The 18840-nt window shown below is 39.0% G+C and carries 20 protein-coding genes and 1 pseudogene; 16 read left to right on the plus strand and 5 right to left on the minus strand.

Going from position 1 to position 18840, the window contains the following annotated elements; translation table 11 throughout:
* Positions 1-60 precede the first annotated feature (60 nt).
* On the plus strand, positions 61-1437 hold the full coding sequence (locus tag IPK31_16380) for a hypothetical protein (GenBank protein ID MBK8089379.1): 1377 nt from the start codon (positions 61-63) through the stop codon (positions 1435-1437).
* A gap of 309 nt (positions 1438-1746) precedes the next feature.
* Here IPK31_16380 and IPK31_16385 read toward each other — a convergent pair whose 3' ends face one another.
* Together IPK31_16385 and IPK31_16390 are read right to left on the minus strand one after the other, a co-directional pair.
* Positions 1747-3333 carry a hypothetical protein gene (locus IPK31_16385; protein MBK8089380.1) on the minus strand — a complete coding sequence of 529 codons (1587 nt, stop codon included), beginning with the start codon at positions 3331-3333 and terminating at the stop codon, positions 1747-1749.
* 37 nt (positions 3334-3370) lie between these two features.
* On the minus strand, positions 3371-4156 hold the full coding sequence (locus IPK31_16390) for a hypothetical protein (protein MBK8089381.1): 786 nt from the start codon (positions 4154-4156) through the stop codon (positions 3371-3373).
* A gap of 156 nt (positions 4157-4312) precedes the next feature.
* Here IPK31_16390 and IPK31_16395 point away from each other — a divergent pair, with 156 nt between their 5' ends.
* The 5 genes from IPK31_16395 to IPK31_16415 all read left to right on the plus strand — a co-directional run bounded on the left by IPK31_16395 (position 4313) and on the right by IPK31_16415 (position 7275).
* A complete protein-coding gene (locus IPK31_16395; protein ID MBK8089382.1) occupies positions 4313-5788 on the plus strand; it encodes a proline--tRNA ligase in 1476 nt (491 codons plus the stop codon).
* Positions 5789-5944: 156 nt separating this feature from the next.
* Positions 5945-6223, plus strand: coding sequence for a DUF2752 domain-containing protein (locus tag IPK31_16400; protein ID MBK8089383.1), 279 nt, complete (start codon positions 5945-5947; stop codon positions 6221-6223).
* Positions 6223-6555 (plus strand): DUF4190 domain-containing protein, encoded by a 333-nt coding sequence (locus IPK31_16405; GenBank protein MBK8089384.1) that lies wholly within the window; start codon positions 6223-6225, stop codon positions 6553-6555. Before IPK31_16400 ends, IPK31_16405 begins: the two co-directional genes overlap by 1 nt.
* A gap of 27 nt (positions 6556-6582) precedes the next feature.
* On the plus strand, positions 6583-6891 hold the full coding sequence (locus tag IPK31_16410) for a DUF4190 domain-containing protein (protein MBK8089385.1): 309 nt from the start codon (positions 6583-6585) through the stop codon (positions 6889-6891).
* A gap of 24 nt (positions 6892-6915) precedes the next feature.
* Positions 6916-7275 carry a DUF4190 domain-containing protein gene (locus IPK31_16415; protein MBK8089386.1) on the plus strand — a complete coding sequence of 120 codons (360 nt, stop codon included), beginning with the start codon at positions 6916-6918 and terminating at the stop codon, positions 7273-7275.
* Positions 7276-7323: 48 nt separating this feature from the next.
* Here the strand turns inward: IPK31_16415 and IPK31_16420 are convergent, their stop codons facing one another.
* A complete protein-coding gene (locus tag IPK31_16420; protein ID MBK8089387.1) occupies positions 7324-8106 on the minus strand; it encodes an RDD family protein in 783 nt (260 codons plus the stop codon).
* Positions 8107-8401: 295 nt separating this feature from the next.
* Here IPK31_16420 and IPK31_16425 point away from each other — a divergent pair, with 295 nt between their 5' ends.
* The 10 genes and pseudogenes from IPK31_16425 to truB all read left to right on the plus strand — a co-directional run bounded on the left by IPK31_16425 (position 8402) and on the right by truB (position 17436).
* Positions 8402-9409, plus strand: a complete 1008-nt coding sequence (locus IPK31_16425; GenBank protein ID MBK8089388.1) for a stage II sporulation protein M — start codon at positions 8402-8404, stop codon at positions 9407-9409.
* Positions 9406-10230: a DUF4129 domain-containing protein gene (locus IPK31_16430; protein MBK8089389.1), complete on the plus strand. Its 825-nt coding sequence runs from the start codon at positions 9406-9408 to the stop codon at positions 10228-10230. The genes IPK31_16425 and IPK31_16430 overlap by 4 nt, the downstream gene beginning before the upstream one ends.
* Complete coding sequence (locus IPK31_16435) at positions 10227-11444, plus strand: DUF4350 domain-containing protein (protein ID MBK8089390.1); 1218 nt, start codon at positions 10227-10229, stop codon at positions 11442-11444. Before IPK31_16430 ends, IPK31_16435 begins: the two co-directional genes overlap by 4 nt.
* Before the next feature lie 5 nt (positions 11445-11449).
* Entirely contained in the window at positions 11450-12427 is a 978-nt protein-coding gene (locus tag IPK31_16440) for a MoxR family ATPase (GenBank protein MBK8089391.1), read from the plus strand.
* A gap of 1 nt (position 12428) precedes the next feature.
* Positions 12429-13808 (plus strand): DUF58 domain-containing protein, encoded by a 1380-nt coding sequence (locus IPK31_16445; GenBank protein MBK8089392.1) that lies wholly within the window; start codon positions 12429-12431, stop codon positions 13806-13808.
* A gap of 329 nt (positions 13809-14137) precedes the next feature.
* Positions 14138-14515 (plus strand): hypothetical protein, encoded by a 378-nt coding sequence (locus IPK31_16450; GenBank protein ID MBK8089393.1) that lies wholly within the window; start codon positions 14138-14140, stop codon positions 14513-14515.
* 4 nt (positions 14516-14519) lie between these two features.
* Positions 14520-14921, plus strand: a complete 402-nt coding sequence (locus IPK31_16455) for a hypothetical protein (GenBank protein MBK8089394.1) — start codon at positions 14520-14522, stop codon at positions 14919-14921.
* A 41-nt stretch (positions 14922-14962) separates the two neighbouring features.
* Positions 14963-15526 (plus strand): hypothetical protein, encoded by a 564-nt coding sequence (locus IPK31_16460; GenBank protein MBK8089395.1) that lies wholly within the window; start codon positions 14963-14965, stop codon positions 15524-15526.
* A 502-nt stretch (positions 15527-16028) separates the two neighbouring features.
* Positions 16029-16582 (plus strand): annotated as a pseudogene (locus IPK31_16465) (transposase).
* A gap of 143 nt (positions 16583-16725) precedes the next feature.
* Positions 16726-17436: a tRNA pseudouridine(55) synthase TruB gene (gene truB, locus IPK31_16470; GenBank protein MBK8089396.1), complete on the plus strand. Its 711-nt coding sequence runs from the start codon at positions 16726-16728 to the stop codon at positions 17434-17436.
* Here truB and IPK31_16475 read toward each other — a convergent pair.
* Complete coding sequence (locus IPK31_16475; protein MBK8089397.1) at positions 17413-17715, minus strand: hypothetical protein; 303 nt, start codon at positions 17713-17715, stop codon at positions 17413-17415. The two genes, truB and IPK31_16475, sit on opposite strands and share 24 nt — an antisense overlap.
* On the minus strand, positions 17661-18812 hold the full coding sequence (locus IPK31_16480) for a BamA/TamA family outer membrane protein (GenBank protein MBK8089398.1): 1152 nt from the start codon (positions 18810-18812) through the stop codon (positions 17661-17663). Before IPK31_16480 ends, IPK31_16475 begins: the two co-directional genes overlap by 55 nt.
* Between the last annotated feature and the right edge of the window lie 28 nt (positions 18813-18840).

Here is an 18840-nt window from a genome sequence, read left to right on the forward strand (position 1 = left end):
AATTACGGACAAAATTCTGTATCTTATATGTGAAGATTGATGAATTTCTAAACCCTTTCTATGTATAAAGCGAACTCAGGTTACCGGAAGATTTCTTTTGCCGGGATTATTTTTTTATGTGCGCTTTATATCATCCCCTTAAACGGGAATGCTCAGTTCAGCAATTATAACCGCACTGTAAGGGAACTGAATTACAACCTGATCTACCTCGATCATCTGTTATCTTATAATGAGCAAACAACACTCATGGTAAGAGACATCAGTATTAACTTTCAAAAAAATGACAGTACTTCAAAAGTCCGCAAGAGCTGGACAGACTATCAAAAGTTTGATGTTGATTTATACCGTCAAAGACAGAATAAAATAACTGCAGCCCTGTTAAATAATTACGATGCAGGTTCTTTTAAAAAGTATAACAGAAAAGCAAGCATGCTTCCTGATTCCGTAAAGAAGCAGTTTGCAGGCTGGATAAAAAGAGCTGATACAATAGCTGCATCGCAGAACAGAATTGCAAATGACCTGCTGACATTAATTGTGCAATACAACCTGATGCCTGCTTATGAAAAAAAGAATGTGGACCGAATTCATGCATACATCAAAAGCTATCATGATCAGATACAGGCAATAAAAGAGATAAGAGACAGTGTTACTTCAGCAGCACTTATATACTATGAAGGTAAACGGAAAGAAAAAAAATATCCTTTCTCGGTTTATGCAGAGGCAGTTGAATCTTTGCTGCAGGTTACCATTTTCCTGAATCAATACTTTACGGCAAATAATGAAGAAAATTATGAAGCCGGTATTCTTGCATTGCGCAAGGCAAATGAACATATCCAGGCTTACCTGAAAAATGAATATATCTACCGGAAAAATAATGATGCCCTTCCCGGTCATCATGTATTTCCCTTAAATGAAGAAGTGCATAGAACCATTTCCAATTCATTAAAGGAGATGGCTGTTCAGATAAACCGTTATACCGGCAGCTTCGAGGATAAAGTTGATTCAGCCTATTTCTCCAGGCAGAATGTGTACCTGATCAACCTGCTCAATGCTGTCAGTTTCAGCCATGATGAAAATGTTGATGTACGGAAAAGCAGTGATGTGCCTGAACGTTATCATGAAACACTCAAAGCAATGCTGCGTTACGATTTTTTAATGTACCGCTATGATACGTACAGCAATTCCCGTTCAAATAAAAACACTGCACCAATGCCGCTCAGCTGGAGCCGCTATGTTTATACATTCAATTATTTACAGCCGCCACCAGACAGCATTGCCACACCAGTTCCAGTTCCTGCCGCAGAACAAAAACCTGTTGATGCTCCCGCAGAAGTAAAGGGATCAAACATCCAGGTCATCAAAGTTTATACGGACAGTATGAGCCTTTTTTCTATGATAATGGAGAGGTTGATAATGATACCGTTACTATTTCAGTAAACGGTGCTGTTGTTGCGACTGATGTAAGGCTTGATATTACTCCTTATGAGTTAAAGCTTGCCTTTAAACCCGGTGAAAAATCAATTGATATAACTGTTTCGGCAAATAATCTTGGTAACATTCCACCTAATACAGCTTACCTTAAAGTTACAGCCGGTGACATCGTACACAGATTGTATGTGTTTTCTACAAAAGAAGTAAATGCTGTTGTTAGGATTCTGAATTTAAAAGAATAAGAACACATAACAGGAATGAAACATTATAAAAAGCCGGAACATGTATGTTCCGGCTTTGAAATTTTATTTGTTTTTAAAACTTGAATCCAACAGTTGCTGTAATCTGGCCATTATAGTAATTATCTTTTGCGTAAGGAAAATCTGCAGAACTTAAACTATACGGAACATGAAAGCCCTTCCCAAACCCGTGAGCATAGGTAAGATCAACAAATACACCATTATCTCTGTAACCAACACCGAGGCTTGGAGTCATTCTCCAGCCTTTTATATCTGAATCTTTTAAGAAGTCTTTACTGTAAGGACTGCTCATATAGTTGAAGCCAGCACGAGCCATTAATGTTTTGAACTTCAGTTCACCACCAATCTTTGCATTAAAACCCATTTTAAACGTATTATCAATTGAAGTGTTCAGACTTTTGAAATACTCTGCATCACCCGGGTTGGGAACATTCTCGCTGCTGCTGTAAGACATTGCTTTGTAATTAACCAGCTCGACATCTCCTGTGATGAATGCCTTTTGTTTAGTTACGTCGCTTATTTCACGAAAAACGTATGATAAACTTGCACCTAATTTCCATGGTGTTGTAAGCTGATAGTTGTAAACGTTTTCACCACCATCAATGCCTGCAACACTGTTAATATCGGCAGTATTATATGTGTATGACGTTGGTTTATTTGGATCGTTATTTAATCGCCTTGAAAGGTTTTCAATATTACTTGTTAATGTTGCAGATGCAACATCTTTCAATGATATGAGGGAAGGTGTATGAAAAGTAAACCCAATCCGAAAGTATTCAACAGGTTTAAAGATGACACCCAGTTTTGCATTAAATCCTGTTCCTTTTGTTGAAAGACTTTCATTGAAAATAAAACTTTCAAAATCGTTATCGGTATTTCCAGTTCCATCCTTTTCTGTAACTGTTGTTTTTCGTTCGTAGTTAATGATAGGAATGCCAATTGTTACACCATACAGGAACTTATTATTTCTGTTCCATGCCATTGCAAATGCGGCTTCGGTTATACCGCCAGCGGTTTGGTAAGAAAATTGTTGATCAAGATTTTTATCAATACTTGCATTTGAAATTACGTGTCCGTTGGCATCAAGATCGAGCAAATAAGATTCATATCCCTGACTGGCTCCCAATGGGAATCGTTTGCGTATATCATCAATAGTAGTTGCAGTGCTGTTATCAATTTCTTCAATCCATTTCCACGAGTAGGAGCTGTTCAAATTTTTCCCTCCGTATGAAAATCCTGAATTAAAATTGGAGGCCCTGTTGATAGCAAAAGAAATGGCAGTACTGCTTGGGTTGCTTTTAAAACGACTTCCCCAGCTGAAAATAATGCCACTTGTGCCAATACTCATTTTGTTTTTCTTGCCAGCAGTTGTTTTATCGTTGTAAAGCATTTTATCTGTATTCATATTAAAACCAGGGCTGATCGCAATTTCATTTGTTTTGAATTGAGCCAAACCTGCCGGATTTATGAAACTTGAACTGATGTCTCCTCCAAGGGATATATTGGCGCCCCCAATAGCCTGAATCCGGGCTGAGCCTGTGGTAACGGGCTGATAAGAAAAACGAAGTGCATCAAAAATATCCTGTGCCTGAAGTTGATGAAGAAAGCACATAGAAATAGAAGCTATGAAAATTTTTTTCATAAAAGTTATTTGTGGATTTCAATAAAATCAGAAACTCTTAGTTGCGTCTGCCTCCGGCAGAACTTCCAGTAGATTTACTACCACTGTTGCTGCCTGATGAAGAACTGCTGCTTCCAGAAGAAGATGAAGAAGATCCACCTGAACTAAAAGTGCGATTGCTCGAACCTGATGAAGAGTTCGTATTCCAGTTTGATGATGAATTATTGTTGCTTCCGCTCCCAAAGAAAGAACGCCTTGTACCGTTGTTGCTGTTACTGTTACCGCTGAAATAACGGCTGCCACTTCCGGTAGTAATTCCTTTGCCGTTATAGTTGGCTCCGGAATTGGTAAAGCGCTGAATAGGCGCAGAATAACGTATACCTGTACTGTTCCTTGAAGCACCCGGACCAGATATGATAATTAAATTATTTCCTCCGGGAATACAAACATAACCTGAGTTCCAGCCTTTATATCCACCGTAACCATAATTATAGTTGTTCCATCCCCATCCGCTGTTCATGTTCCAGCTGTTATTCCATCCCCATGTGTTGTAAGGATTATTCCATGTGTTCCATCCCCAGCTATTGTACCGTGGAGTGTTCCAGTAAATATCATCTTCAAACCTGAAACGTGAATCACGGATCTGCTGACGCAGACGGCGATCTTCGAGGTTACTTTCGTTATACGATAACCTGTTATCATCATCTTTGTCAACCTGCACATACGAATTCACTTCTCTTGCCGGTGAATAATAAACGTCATCCGGAGTTTGTCCTGTTCTGTAGGTTGCACAGGAACTGAATCCTGCGAGAATCAAACCAAAGAGTAAAATTCTGGTTGCCATGATGTTTGAGTTTGAGGTTTGTAATGTGAAGTTACTACTTTTGCAACTTCAAAGAAACTAACATTTCATAGCACAAAGAACAAGCCATATGGCGGATTTAATTGTTCCGGGGCTGTTAAATAAACTCTAAACATTTTACAAAAAGGAAAAGCAACAATGGCAGAGGCAATTACTACAAGGGAAAAGGATTATTCGCAATGGTATAACGATCTTATTTTAAAAGGCGGGCTGGCTGATTATTCAGCCGTTCGTGGCTGTATGGTTATTAAGCCTTATGGCTTTGCTTTATGGGAGAACATGAGGGATCAGTTAGATAAAATGTTTAAAGAAACAGGACATGTAAATGCTTATTTCCCATTATTCATACCCAAGAGTTTTTTAAGCAAGGAAGCAGCACATGTGGAAGGATTTGCCAAAGAATGTGCGGTGGTAACGCATTACCGGTTAAAGAACGATCCTAATGGCGGAGGTGTAATTGTTGATCCTGACGCAAAACTGGAAGAAGAACTGATCGTTCGCCCAACTTCTGAAACCATCATCTGGCATACTTATAAGGACTGGATCAAATCATACAGAGATTTACCGCTGCTTGTGAACCAGTGGGCCAATGTGGTGCGTTGGGAAATGCGTACACGTTTATTCTTACGCACAACAGAATTCTTATGGCAGGAAGGTCATACCGCTCATGCAACCTCGCAGGAAGCAATTGAAGAAACCAGGAAGATGCTGGATGTGTATGCTGAGTTTGCAGAAGAATGGATGGCTGTACCCGTAATCAAAGGTGTAAAATCACCCAATGAACGTTTTGCGGGAGCAGAAGATACTTATTGCATTGAAGCTTTGATGCAGGATGGAAAAGCATTGCAGGCAGGTACATCGCATTTCCTGGGGCAGAATTTTGCCAAAGCATTTGATGTGAAGTTCAGCGATAAAGAAAACAAACTGGAATATGTATGGGCAACCAGCTGGGGTGTGAGCACAAGATTAATTGGTGGATTAGTGATGGCACACAGCGATGACCAGGGATTAATTCTTCCTCCGAAAATTGCTCCTTTGCAGGTGGTGATCGTTCCCATTTACAAAGGTGATGATCAGTTAAAAGCAATCAGCGATAAAGTAAATGTGCTTACAGCAGAATTGAAAGCAATGGGCATTCGTGTGAAGTACGATGATACTGATAATGCAAGACCGGGCTGGAAGTTTGCCGAGCATGAATTGAAAGGTGTACCTGTTCGTCTTGCCATTGGTGGCAGGGATCTTGAAAACAATACAGCTGAAGTTGCAAGAAGAGATGAAAAAACAAAAGCAACGATAAGCATGGATGGCTTAGCCAAACATATTCAGCTTTTGCTGGAAGAAATTCAGCAGAACATGTTCAATAAAGCAAAAGCCTACCGTGACAGTCATATAACCAAAGTTGATACCTGGGAAGAGTTTGTTGAAACACTTGAAAAGAAAGGCGGTTTTGTATCAGCTCATTGGGATGGTACGGCAGAAACAGAAGATGAGATCAAGACCAAATCAAAAGCAACCATCCGCTGCATTCCCTTGAATAATGAACAGGAAGAAGGGAAGTGTATCTTAACCGGGAAACCTTCCAAGGAAAGAGTGTTGTTTGCATTGGCATATTAAGCTCAGGCAAAAGATAATGAGAAGCATGGTCAGTAAATGGCTATGCTTTTTTTTATGTTGATTTGAAGATGTTCCTTTCTGTAGTATGTTTGATGTATGCAATTCTTACTGTTAAATAGCTTTTATTCAGATGCCGTTCTGTGGCTGGAAAAGCACATGCTTACCTGTCCCAGCAAGCTGCTGTTTCATATGGATTGCCCGGGCTGTGGTTTGCAGCGGAGCTATATTGCTTTGTTCAAAGGCAACTTTGCAGAAAGCTTCCATTTATACCCGGCAGCCGTTCCCATATTGGTCATGGTTGCCTTCTTATCCCTTCATCTTATCTTCAAATTTAAAAACGGTGCTTATCTGCTCACATCGCTGTATATTTTTTGTGCAATAATTATCCTCGTACATTATATTTACAAAATTCTAACTCACCAAAACCTCTCTTAATGGAACAAAATCCGCAACAAGATTATTTATCTCAATCGAATCAGCAGGTATTACCGAATCTGCCAAATGCTACTGCTGTGCTTGTGTTAGGTATCTTATCAATTGTTGTATGTTTTATTACCGGCATCATTGCTTTGGTAATGGCAAAAAAAGAGTTGGCTTTGTACAATGCCAATCCGGGTATGTACAGTCCTGCTTCTCTGAGTAATATCAAAACAGGACGTATCTGTGCTATTATTGGTATTATACTGCAGGGAATTGGAATTTTAGTTTATATCATTTTCATTGTAGTCTTTATTGGTGCAATGGGTGCAGCCGGAGGTTTTAAATAATCAACAGTTTAACCAAATCAACTCTATATGGATCAGTTTAGTAATCCTTCCGAACAACGGGCTTTACCCAATGCAACTGCTGTGTTGGTATTAGGCATTTTATCAATTGTTGTATGCTTTATCACCGGCATCATTGCATTGGTGATGGCTAAGAAAGAAATGGCTTTGTACAATGCCAATCCCGGTATGTATACGCCGGCATCTTTAAGTAATATCAAAACCGGTCGCATCTGTGCCATCATTGGTATTGTGCTGCAGGGCGTAGCTGTTCTGGTTTATATAATCATTTTTGTAGTTGCTTTAGGAGCAATTTGTGCATCAGGTGGGTTTAATTAATTCAACAATAAATCAACTAATAAAATGGATCAGTTAAATAATCCTTTAGAACAACAACGTCCTTTACCGAATGCAACAGCAGTACTGGTGCTCGGTATTTTATCAATTGTAACCTGTTTTTGTTACGGGGTTATTGGTTTAATACTGGGAATCATTGCCCTTGTTCTTGCTTCCAAGGATAAAAGTCTGTTTACAGCGGCTCCTGAAGTATATACAGCAGCAAGTTTTAAAAACCTGAATGCCGGGCGCATTTGTGCCATTATCGGTATGATTCTTTCTTTACTGTATCTCATCCTTATTGTTGCAGTTATCGCCATGCTTGGCTTTGATGCAATGGGTAACCCCGATGAAATGATGAGAAGAATGCAGGAGTTTCAGAAATAATTTCAGTTTACTCAGCAGTAAGGTCGCTTTAATTAAAGCGACCTTTTTTTATTCTTTTGTTGCGAGGTAATTATAATCAGCAATCAAACGCTCCAGGAAAATATCCACTTCCATATCTGTTTCTATCTGCAATACACTTTTAATGCGGGCAGCAATACGGTGAGCTGTTTCATACTTATTGCTTTTAAAGGTTTGCTCCAGTACAGCTTTGATGGTATTGATATCCCTGTCGCTGAGTTTTAATACCTGTGGAAACTTTACTTCATAATCTTTTTGAGTGATTTCCATAAACACGGTATCATGAATGGAGCTGTTGATCCTTGTATTTACAATGGCTGTGTTAGCTGCCAAATCACCAAGGCGTTGATTTTTTGCGGTAACGGCAATAATGATCACTACAATAATTCCAAAGAAACCTACAACAACCAGCTGAAGCATGATATAAAAGCCGGGATAAACAAACGAAAACACCAGCGGCCATTCCCAAACCCTGAAAAACCAGCGCAGCAAATACTGGCTGATGCCTGGATCGCCGCCTTCCACACTCATTACTCGTATGCCCAATGCCTTTTTACCAATACTCTGACCGTGAAAAGCAATTTCACAAATTAAATGATAGAGAAGAAGAGGGAGTGAAACAGTCAATATATCAACACCCATTGCAAACTCACCTTCGAGCCGTAAACCATCATAGAGAAAATACCTCATAAAGACAGCATACAGAACAAGAATGGTGAGATCAAGGAAATAAGCCAGCAAACGCTTATAAAACGGTGCAATTTCAAAGTCGAGTGAAATATTAAATGGTGTGCTGATCTGTACGTCTGACATACGGTTATTTGCGTTTGTAAAATAAAGGAATATTTTCTTGTGGGCTGGCTGTAAGCAAAGTATTTAAAATAATTTTCGATTTACATTTGATTTGCTCACAATGTATCTAATTGCCGGGAAGGCGTAAGTAGGGAAGAAACTGATCATTACTTTTCGATGCTTTCCGGCTTACCGTCTTTCCGGCCGCTGTTTCCGAATTCACTTTTAAGACAACCTCAAAGCCGTGTCAGTGAAAAAACAAAATTCATTCGCCAGAATTAAAAATTACTTGTTATTTTCAATTTTCTGACACACTATGAGAGAAGCACTCTTCATCAAAAAAAATGCGCAGAAGTGGAACGAGTACCAGTATCTGCAAACCGAAGACCCCGACCAGATGGCCGACCGGTTTATCACCCTTCTTGACGATTTATCGTATGCCAAAACATTTTATCCGCACAGCCGGGTAACCAGGTGGATCAACAGTTTGGCGGTAAGTATTTATCAAACCATTTACCAGAATAAAAAGCAACGGTTTTCAAGGATCCTTACGTTTTGGCAATATGAACTGCCGCTCATGTTCCGCAAGTATCACCGCATGCTGCTTTATACCTTTATCATTTTTGCCGTGTTTTGCGCAATGGCGGTACTTTCTTCCATGAAAGACGACCAGTTTGTAAAAGGAGTGCTGGGCGAAAATTATGTATCCATGACGGAAGAGAATATTGAAAAGGGAGATCCGTTTGGTGTATACAGCGACTCCAGCCGCTTTTCCATGTTTGTACGGATAGCCTTCAACAATATCAAGGTTGGATTTTTAATTGTAGCCAGCGGTATCTTTTTCGGCATCGGAACTATGCTGTTCTTTTTTCAGAACTGCATTATGCTGGGCAGTTTCCAGTATATGTTTTTTGCCAAAGGACTGGGATGGGAAAGTGTACTGGTGATCTGGATTCATGGTACACTGGAAATATCAGGAATGATCATTGAAGCATGTGCAGGTTTTATTTTAGCCAGGAGCATTTTATTTCCAGGCACCTATTCAAGATGGTATTCATTTAAACATGGAGTGAAGGATGCCATGAAAATTTGTGTAAGTCTTATTCCCATTACCATTACGGCCGCCTTCCTGGAAAGTTATATTACACGTCTCAGCTCCAATGCATTTGATAAAACAACCAATACATCTCTTCCCGTAGCTGCAAGCATCAGCATACTGGCTGTATCATTTATTTTTATCGTCTGGTATTTTGTTATCTATCCAATTATGCTGGAAAAGCGTATGCGTAAAGATCCTGAGTGGGCAGCTAAGATCAGGGCATGAGTACATTAAAACCAGTTGCTGTATTCTTATCACTGTTTTGCAGTTTGTTTTTTTGTGCAGCAAAAGTAAATGCACAGGAAACCGATACAACAGTTGTTGTGGAAGCCCCGCAATCTGTTGCAGATACTGTTTACTCTAACGATGATGAAGATGAATATGATGAAGATGCACCTGAACAACAGTTTACAGATACTACGTTAACGGTTAACACATGGATGTACCCGGCCGACAGTTTAAGAAACCTGAAACGGCAGAAAGAGTTTGCGTATGTAAAAAATTTAGACAGTTTACTGAAAGTAAGACAGGATGAATACCTGAAGAATCAAAAGGAAATGGAACCGGTTGACACAGCACCAAGAGGCGATGTGTTTCCCATCTTTCAATTTTTATTGTGGGTCATTGCAATTGGAGTTGTGTTGTTTATTATTTACCGGCTCTTTCTATCAGAACGTGGATTATTCGCCGCACCTACCAGGAATAAAACATTGCAGGTGGAAGAAGAACCGGTTGCAAATGAAGAATATCTTGAACGCCAGTTGAAAGAAGCTATCCGTACAGGCAATCACCGTCTTGCTATACGTTATCTCTATTTACAAACTTTATCGAAGTTGGCTGATAAAGGATGGCTGCAATTATCTCCCGATAAAACGAATTATCAATATGTAAGAGAGTTGAGCAAGCCGCAATACAGGAACGAGTTTGCACGCATTACCCTGCATTATGAATATGCATGGTATGGCGATTTCACTATTGAAGAAGATGTCTTCAAACCTGTGAAGCAGGAATTTGATCAGTTTCATGCAAAGCTGAAACAGAGTTGAGAAATCTTTTACGATACAGTTTGATGTTTGTATTGCTTTCAGCAATTATTTCCTGTGGAAAGAAGAGCGCAGTAAAGCTGCCTGATATGACGCACAGCTACTCCAAGCGGAGTAAAAAACCATTTGGAACCTTTACTGCTTTCCAGATGCTGAGGGAAAGATATAAAGGGAACAGCATAGAAACTTTCAGCAAGAATTTTTATGATAACTGGATCAATCATATCGGCGGTACACGGAGTTTATATGTTGTAGTAAGTAAAAAAGTATTGCTGAGTGAAAAAGATCTCAATGGAATGCTGCAGTATGTAGACAACGGCAATCAGTTATTTATTGCAGCAGAATATATTGATGAAACATTGCTCGATACACTGGGTGTGCAGGTGCAGTATTATTCGCTCAGCAGTATGTTCCAGAGCCAGGTTTCTTCCAAAGGTCCCATGCGTTATTCAACGGTTCAGTTTAGCGACAGTAACCTGTTGGGTAAACAGCGGTATGGATTTTTCTATTATCCCTTTGATGCCAACTTTGTCCATACCGACAGTATTGGCGCATCTACACTTGGGTTAAATGAAAGTGGTGATCCCAATTATATTTCTGTAGTATATGGCAAGGGTCGGTTTTTCTTTCACCTGCATCCGCAAACCTTCAGCAATTATTTTTTACTCAGCAGGAACAATAAAGAATACCTTGAAAAAGCATTGAGTTATACAGCCGCCGACCGTTATGCAATTTATTGGGATGATTATTACCGGATAGGCAATTTTCCCAACGAAAGCTTTTCTTCCTTTGCAGTGTTTATGAAATATCCCATGCTGAAATGGGCACTGCTTATTGCAGTTGCATTGATGCTGCTCTATATTGCTTTTGGCAGCAAACGTAGACAGCGGCCTGTTCCGGTGAAGCAAAAAAATACAAATGCCAGTATTTCATTTGTGGAAACTATCGGACGATTATACCTGCAGAAAAAAGACAATCACAATATTGCCCATAAGATGATTACTTATTTTATGGAACATATCCGCACACATTATTATCTCAACACTTCACAGCTCAATGCAGAATTCTTTTCTTCACTGGCAAGAAAAACGGGAGTGGAAGAAACAGAAGTGAAAAACTTTTTTCAATTCATCAGTATCTTACAGGAATCAGCTGACATCAACGATCAGCAGATTCTTGAGTTAAATAACCGCATGCAAATTTTTCTTAAATCATAAACTTCATGGACAATCAATTTTTTCAGCAACGCACCGATCTTACGCAGCTCAACAATGCCATCAGCACCATTCGTGAAGCAGTGGGTAAAGTAATTGTAGGGCAGGAGCAGATGGTAGAACTGATGATCGCAGGAATATTAGCTGATGGTCATATCCTTATTGAAGGTGTGCCGGGAGTGGCAAAAACATTGTCGGCCAAACTCATGGCCAAACTGATTGATGCAGATTTTTCACGCATTCAGTTTACACCCGATCTGATGCCGAGTGATGTGTTGGGTACATCAGTGTTCAATCCAAAAGAAGCCAGCTTCCAGTTCAGGAAAGGTCCGCTGTTCAGCAATATTGTATTGATTGATGAAATCAACCGTGCACCTGCAAAAACACAATCAGCTTTGTTTGAAGTAATGGAAGAACGGCAGATCACTGTTGATGGAACAACCTATCCCATGAGCGTTCCCTTTATGGTACTGGCAACACAAAATCCTATTGACCAGGAAGGAACCTACCGTTTACCAGAAGCACAGCTCGATCGTTTCCTGTTTAAAATTGAAGTGGGTTATCCAACACTGGCAGAAGAAGTAATTATTCTTACCAATCAGCACCAGGCCGATAACAGGCATTTGCTCAATGAAATTGTGAAAGTACTTTCTTCCAGTGAAATTGCTCAATACCGTGAAACCATCCGGCAGATTGTGGTTGAGCCAAAACTGCTGGAGTTCATTGCAAAAATTGTAAACGAAACAAGAAATAATCCATCACTCTTTTTAGGAGCATCACCAAGAGCATCGTTAGCCATTGTAAAAGCATCGAAAGCATTTGCAGCAATGCGTGGAAGGGATTTCATTACGCCTGAAGATATTATTGAAGTGGCGCCGCATGTACTGCGTCACCGCATCATCTTAACTCCTGAAAAAGAAATGGAAGGCATTACAGCCGATGAGCTCATCGACCGCATCATTAAATCATTAGAAGTACCGAGATAATATGTTCTGGCTGTTATTACTTTGCGGCGGCTTATTGTATGTACTGGCTCAGTTTGTACTGAAGACCATGTACATCAGCAATCGTTTTTTTGTATTGCTGGGAATCTGCGTGCTGCTTTTTTTAACCGCCTTCTTTTTTCCTGCAATGGAACTGGCAGCCAAGCTCATCTTTTTTATTTTGATGGCAGCATTTACTGCTGATCTGTTTTTCCTCTTTGCATTAAACCGTAAACCTCTTATAGAACGTTACTTACCTGAACGGTTAAGCAACGGAGATGAAAATCCGGTAATGATCACCGTGCAGAATAATTATCCCTTTACTGTAAAAACAGAAATTGTTGATGAATTGCCGCCGCAATTTCAGTTACGTACATTTTCCATAAAAGAAACATTAAAACCCGGGCAGGAAAAAGAGTTCAGGTATAAACTGCGGCCCATTGAAAGAGGCGAATATCATTTTGGAAAAGTAAATGTGTACCTGCAGTCATTGCTTGGTTTAATTGAGCGGAGGTTTACAGGTGATGAAGAAGAGATGGTGCCGGTGTATCCATCCTTTATGCAGATAAGAAAATATCAACTGCATGCAGAAGCCGCACAAACCAAAGATGCCGGTAACAGAAGATTACGTAAGATTGGTCACAGTATGGAGTTTGAACAGGTGAAAGAATATGTGCAGGGCGATGATGTAAGAAAGCTGAACTGGAAAGCAACTGCAAGAAAAGGTTCACTCATGATCAATTCCTACACCGATGAAAAAAGTCAGCAGGTGTATTGTGTAATTGATAAGGGACGGTTGATGAAGATGCCGTTTAATGATCTCACCTTGCTTGATTATGCCATCAATGCAAGTCTCGTTATGTGTAATGTAGCTTTGTACAGGCAGGATAAGTTTGGATTGATGACCTTCAGTAATAAGATGGGGTCTATGCTGGCAGCCGACAGGAAACCGGTGCAGTTAGAAAAAGTATTGCAGCAGCTTTACAACCAGCAAACCGCTTTTTTGGAATCCGATTTTGAATTGCTCTACACAAGAATCCGTGCAACCATTAAGCAGCGCAGTTTAATTATCCTGTTTACGAACTTTGAATCACTGGCCGGTATGCAGCGGCAGATGCCTTACCTGAAACGCATTGCCAAATATCATTTGCTCTTACTCGTCTTCTTTGAAAATACCGAACTGAAAAAAGTAACCACGCAGAACGTACATGATATTGAAAACCTCTATGTAAAAACCATTGCCGGCAAATATGCACATGAAAAGCGTTTGATTGTAAAAGAATTACAGAACGCCGGTATCCTCAGTATCCTCACAGCTCCGGAAAATGTAACGGTGAATACGATTAATAAATACATTGAGATTAAGACAAGGCAGGCGATATAGGAGGGAGATAGGAAGTACGGAAAGAATGATGTTACCAGCCCATCATTTCATGGCATCAACTGTTGCCACGCTCGTTTCACAGTTCCGTTTTCATGGCAGCAATCATACTCGCTACGTTATTATATGTGAAGATTGGATTGTCCTGACGACAATCTAAAAAGTATAATTTCAATTGATTGATTTTCATGTTCTTTTTCTTTTGAAGGTTGCATCTTATATCATAAATTAGCGTGTTGGCTGCTATGCTACAGTGGCAGTATTAAAATTGACCAAAACTAAAATAACCTGAAAATAAATTATACCTTACTACAAATTTAGCAATACCCATTATGGAGCATATTGAGCTGATTTTACCTATCGCAATTCTTATTCTATCATTTTTATTAAGGCTAGCTATTGACAGAAGTGTTGAAGCCCCAATTCTTTTAAAAGCAATATACGAGTTGCCAGTTGATATTGTTTTTTTAGCCCTTTCGTTCTTAGCTGCACATGCAATTTCTTTGACTACAAGTAAAAATGATGCTTTGTTTTACTGTTTTGTGATCACAATTATTTCAATTCTTAATGTAATAATATGGAGGAGATCTATCAAATTGTATGACGGCGGGTCTATTGGATGGTCTATTTTCTTAACAGCAATAAATTATTTTACAACAATTTTTATTCTATATAAAGTAATTGAAAACTTTTTACTTCTAAAGCAATAAATAAATGAAGGATTTCTTAAATAGTCAAGACTTTAACATTGCACTACTGTCTGCATTAATAACAGTATTTATTAGTGCTGTCACCTATTTTATTTTTAGAACACTAAGAAAAACAAAATACGATGAAAAAGAACGAAGGATACAAATGGAGCAAATGAGGAGCTCTCTGGAGCATGAGTTTTACAAGTTAAATGATCGGCTAATGATGAATGAAGCCAGATGGCGGGATGTTAACCACCTTTTCTTGAGAAGAGAATTAGAGGATGAGAATATTAAAACCAATGACACACAGAAAGCCGTTCATCTAAATAATTTTTTAAAATCAAATGGAATAAATGAAAAAGATTTAGAAGTCGAAAAAGAATTTGTTTTTGTACTTACCCCATTTCATGAACAATTTTTTTAGAAGATTTTAAAACAATAAAGAACATTTGCTCAAATGTTGGCTTGAGATGCGAAAGAGGTGACGAAAAGTTTTATCGAGGAGACATTTTTAGCCAAATTTTAAAAAGTATAGTTAAAGCCAATTTAATTATTGCAAATATCAACGGGCGAAATGCTAATGTACTTTACGAGTTAGGTATTGCACAAGCCCTAGATAAACCAACAATATTTATCGCTAAATCTGTAGAGGATATACCGCTAGACATAAAGTCAAAACGTTTTATTATTTATAAATCTGATTTAGATTTAGAACGTTTACTAAAGGCTGAACTTTTACGTATTTTTGTTGAAAAGCAAGGCGATAACGTAACTAATAAACAAAAACGACAAAATTCAAAAATTGAAATTATAAAAGCAATTTATGGATCTGAAAATAATTCTTTTGATATTAAAAATGAACTCAGTTTATTATTAAGCAATGACAGACTTGAGTTTACACTTTCAAATGATATAGCTGGTGACCCAGACCCTACTCGTCAAAAGACATTAGAGATAACTTATAAAATAGGTGCTGAAACTCAAACTAGAATATACAATGAAGGATCAAAAGTGGTTATTCAGGCATAATATAATAAGCACAACAGCCAACAAAAGGTTTGCCGCTCCCCAGCTATCCTTAGTATTCCAGGCACATAAAGCTGGTTTTGGTAAACGATGAGTAAAGAAAAAAAGATGAAAGCTGTCTGTAGTTTGTAACTACAGACATACTGATTTTTGCTCATTTGCCCATAAAACCATAGTTTTCATTAACTTAAATCGTTATCTACAGCACCAAATGGTGCAAGTATGTAAGGTTAAATAATAGTAAGTCTGGCGCAAGAATGAGGCGGGGAAAGGAGCGCTGGCTTCTTGTGCCTGAGCAACGGAGTGCTTATATTTAGGCTGTCATGAGTAAAAAATATAAATTCAGCGATCAGCAATAACTTTACTTCATATCCTATGGAGTTGTTCAACAAATGGCGCAAGTATATCAAGATTAAATAATAGTAAGTCTGGCGCAAGAATGAGGCGGGGAAAGGAGCGCTGGCTTCTTGTGCCTGAGCAACGGAGTGCTTATATTTAAGCTGTCATGAGCAGAAAATATAAATTCAGTGATCAGCAACAACTTTACTTCATAACCTATGGAGTTGTTCAGTGGATTGATCTGTTCACAAAAAATGAGTATAAAGACATCCTCTTAAAAAGCTGGCAACATTGCTGTGAAGAAAAGGACTTGAAGTTTATGCCTGGTGTATTATGACCAATCATGTGCACATGATTATCGGCAGTAATAAAAATCCTCTCGAAGATATAGTAAGGGATATGAAACGTCATACTTCTTTAGAATTAAAGAAAGCAATTCAGCAGCATCCCGGTGAAAGCAGAAAGGAATGGATGTTATGGATGATGGAACAGGCAGGAAAGAATAACAGTAACAACCAATCGTTTCAACTATGGCAACAACATAACCAACCGATTGAATTAACAACAATAGAAATGTTAAGACAAAAGCTGTATTATATTCATAACAATCCTGTAGTTGCAGGTTTTGTTGATAAAGCAGAAGAATACCTGTACAGCAGTGCAAGGGATTATTATTATGGAAAACAGTGCGGACTGTTTTCGATTGTGTTTATTGAATAGGTTGTTGACTGCAAGGCACAAGAAGCCGGCCACAAAGCCACGCCTCATTCTTGCGCCAGGTCTCCGAACTTTTAGAGTTGCAGATACCTGCGCTGTTTTTTGAAAGAACTTTGCCAAAGTTGAATTTGTTACCTTTGCCCCACATGAAACCGGAGATACAAACCATTTTTACAGAAGGCCAGGTGTTATTAGTTGATAAACCATTAGAGTGGACCTCATTCGATGTAGTGGCGAAAGTGCTTAACACTATCAAAATAAAAAAAGTTGGTCATGCCGGTACGCTTGATCCGTTGGCGACAGGATTACTCATACTCTGTACAGGAAAGTTTACCAAAAAGATCAATGAATACCAGGCCCGTGAAAAAGAATACACCGGAACATTTACATTGGGTGCAGTAACTCCAACTTATGATTTGGAAAGTGAACCGGAGCAGTTCAAAGATTATTCATTTGTTACAGAAGAACTTCTTCATGCAACAACCAAACAATTCATTGGCGATATACAGCAGGTGCCTCCAACACATTCAGCTATTAAGAAGAATGGACAGGCTGCTTATGTAATGGCAAGAAAAGGAATTGATGTGGTGATGGAACCAAGACCCATCGTTATTAAAGAATTTGAGATCACCCAAATTACATTACCTGTTGTTCATTTCCGTGTGGTATGCGGAACAGGAACTTATATCAGGAGCCTTGCTTATGATTTCGGAAAAGCATTGGGCTGCGGTGCTTACCTCAGCAAACTCTGTCGTACAAGAATAGGAGAATTTACACTCAATGAAGCAAGAAGCCTGGAAGAAACACTGGAATGGATTAAAGAAGTCAAAGGATCAGAAGGGATAACCAATTCCTAAAGAAATATTGAAATTTTCGTAGCGCCAGTTACGATCGGCTTCGGTGCGACCAAATAAATTCTTCAGGTTGGGTGTAGGAAAACGCCAGCCTGCATTCTGTTCAACAAATGGGAATGCCGGGTTTTTAACACGCAAACCAAAATCTACACGCAGCAAAAACAGACCAACAAAATCAAGACGTAAACCGGTACCTGCACTTACACTCATATCACGGTAAAAATGATTTAACTGAAATACGGCTGTATCATTTCCCTGTTTCCATTGTTCCGCATGTTCCATACATTTCCTGCGTCCATAAATAATGCACCACGCAGAATGAGTGAATTGGGCCAGATGGATAAAATATCATAACGGTATTCAGCATTTACTTCAAACAATATATCACCTGTACGGCTGAAGAACTGGTTTCTTCCGCTGCGTGGCTCCATGGGACTTGCACCGGGACCAATACTCCGCAATGGCCATGCACGCATACTGTAAGGGCCACCACCTGCAAACTGTTTAAAGAAAGGCATACTCGATGTATCGTTATCATACAGATAACCTGCACCTGCTGCTGCTCTGAAAACCCATTCTCTTTTCAGTTTAGTAATCTTGTATTTAAATTCAGCATCCAGTTTTACATACTCAAATAACTCTTTATCAAAAAGAGGGATGGCTTTTTTTAAACGGCCAAAAACGGCCACTGAGTCTCCAAAGGTGATGCGGTAAGAAGCAATAACAGTATTGTTAGGTTCATTTTTAATGATGATCTGCGGCTTCGAATAATTGACATTGAAAGTGCCCAATACAAAGCCCTGGTTAAACGAATTACGTAAGAAAGGTGTTGTGTCCAGTTGATCCTTGAACCTGGTGGAAATATCATACAGTTTTACATACTCAATATTCAGCGGACTTAAACGCCAGATTTCATTTCTCTTCGTTTGATACTGCCATCCAAATGTGGAAGTAATGGAAGTAAGTGCAAATAATCCGTTCTTATTAATGTTGCGGTCAATAACAGAAATCGTATTGGTAAAGAAGGTTTTCTTGTTCAACCATTGTCTGCTTTTCTTTTTATAAAACCAGCTGGGTATTTTTGGAATAGATAAGGTATTACTATAGGTTAATTCAGTTGCCTGTAAACCTGTATTCAATGGAGGCAGGCCAAGTTCTACACCCACCCGGATTGTCTGGCTCATTTGTATTCCCTGCTTGGCAATATTCCTGTCAGTTAAACCAAAATTTACACCAAGACCAACAAGATTACCGGCTGTACTTAATGATGATTGTACCTGATTGAAAACACTTTCAAGGTTGGTGCTGAATGTATATCGTTTGGATGGAGTTAAAAAGATGGTATAGTCAATTTTTGAAGAATCGTCTTTGGCCTTCATTGGCTGAATCTTGATGATCTGCCAGAGG

The organism is Chitinophagaceae bacterium, from assembly GCA_016713085.1.
In the GTDB taxonomy this organism is placed as follows: Bacteria; Bacteroidota; Bacteroidia; order Chitinophagales; family Chitinophagaceae; genus Lacibacter.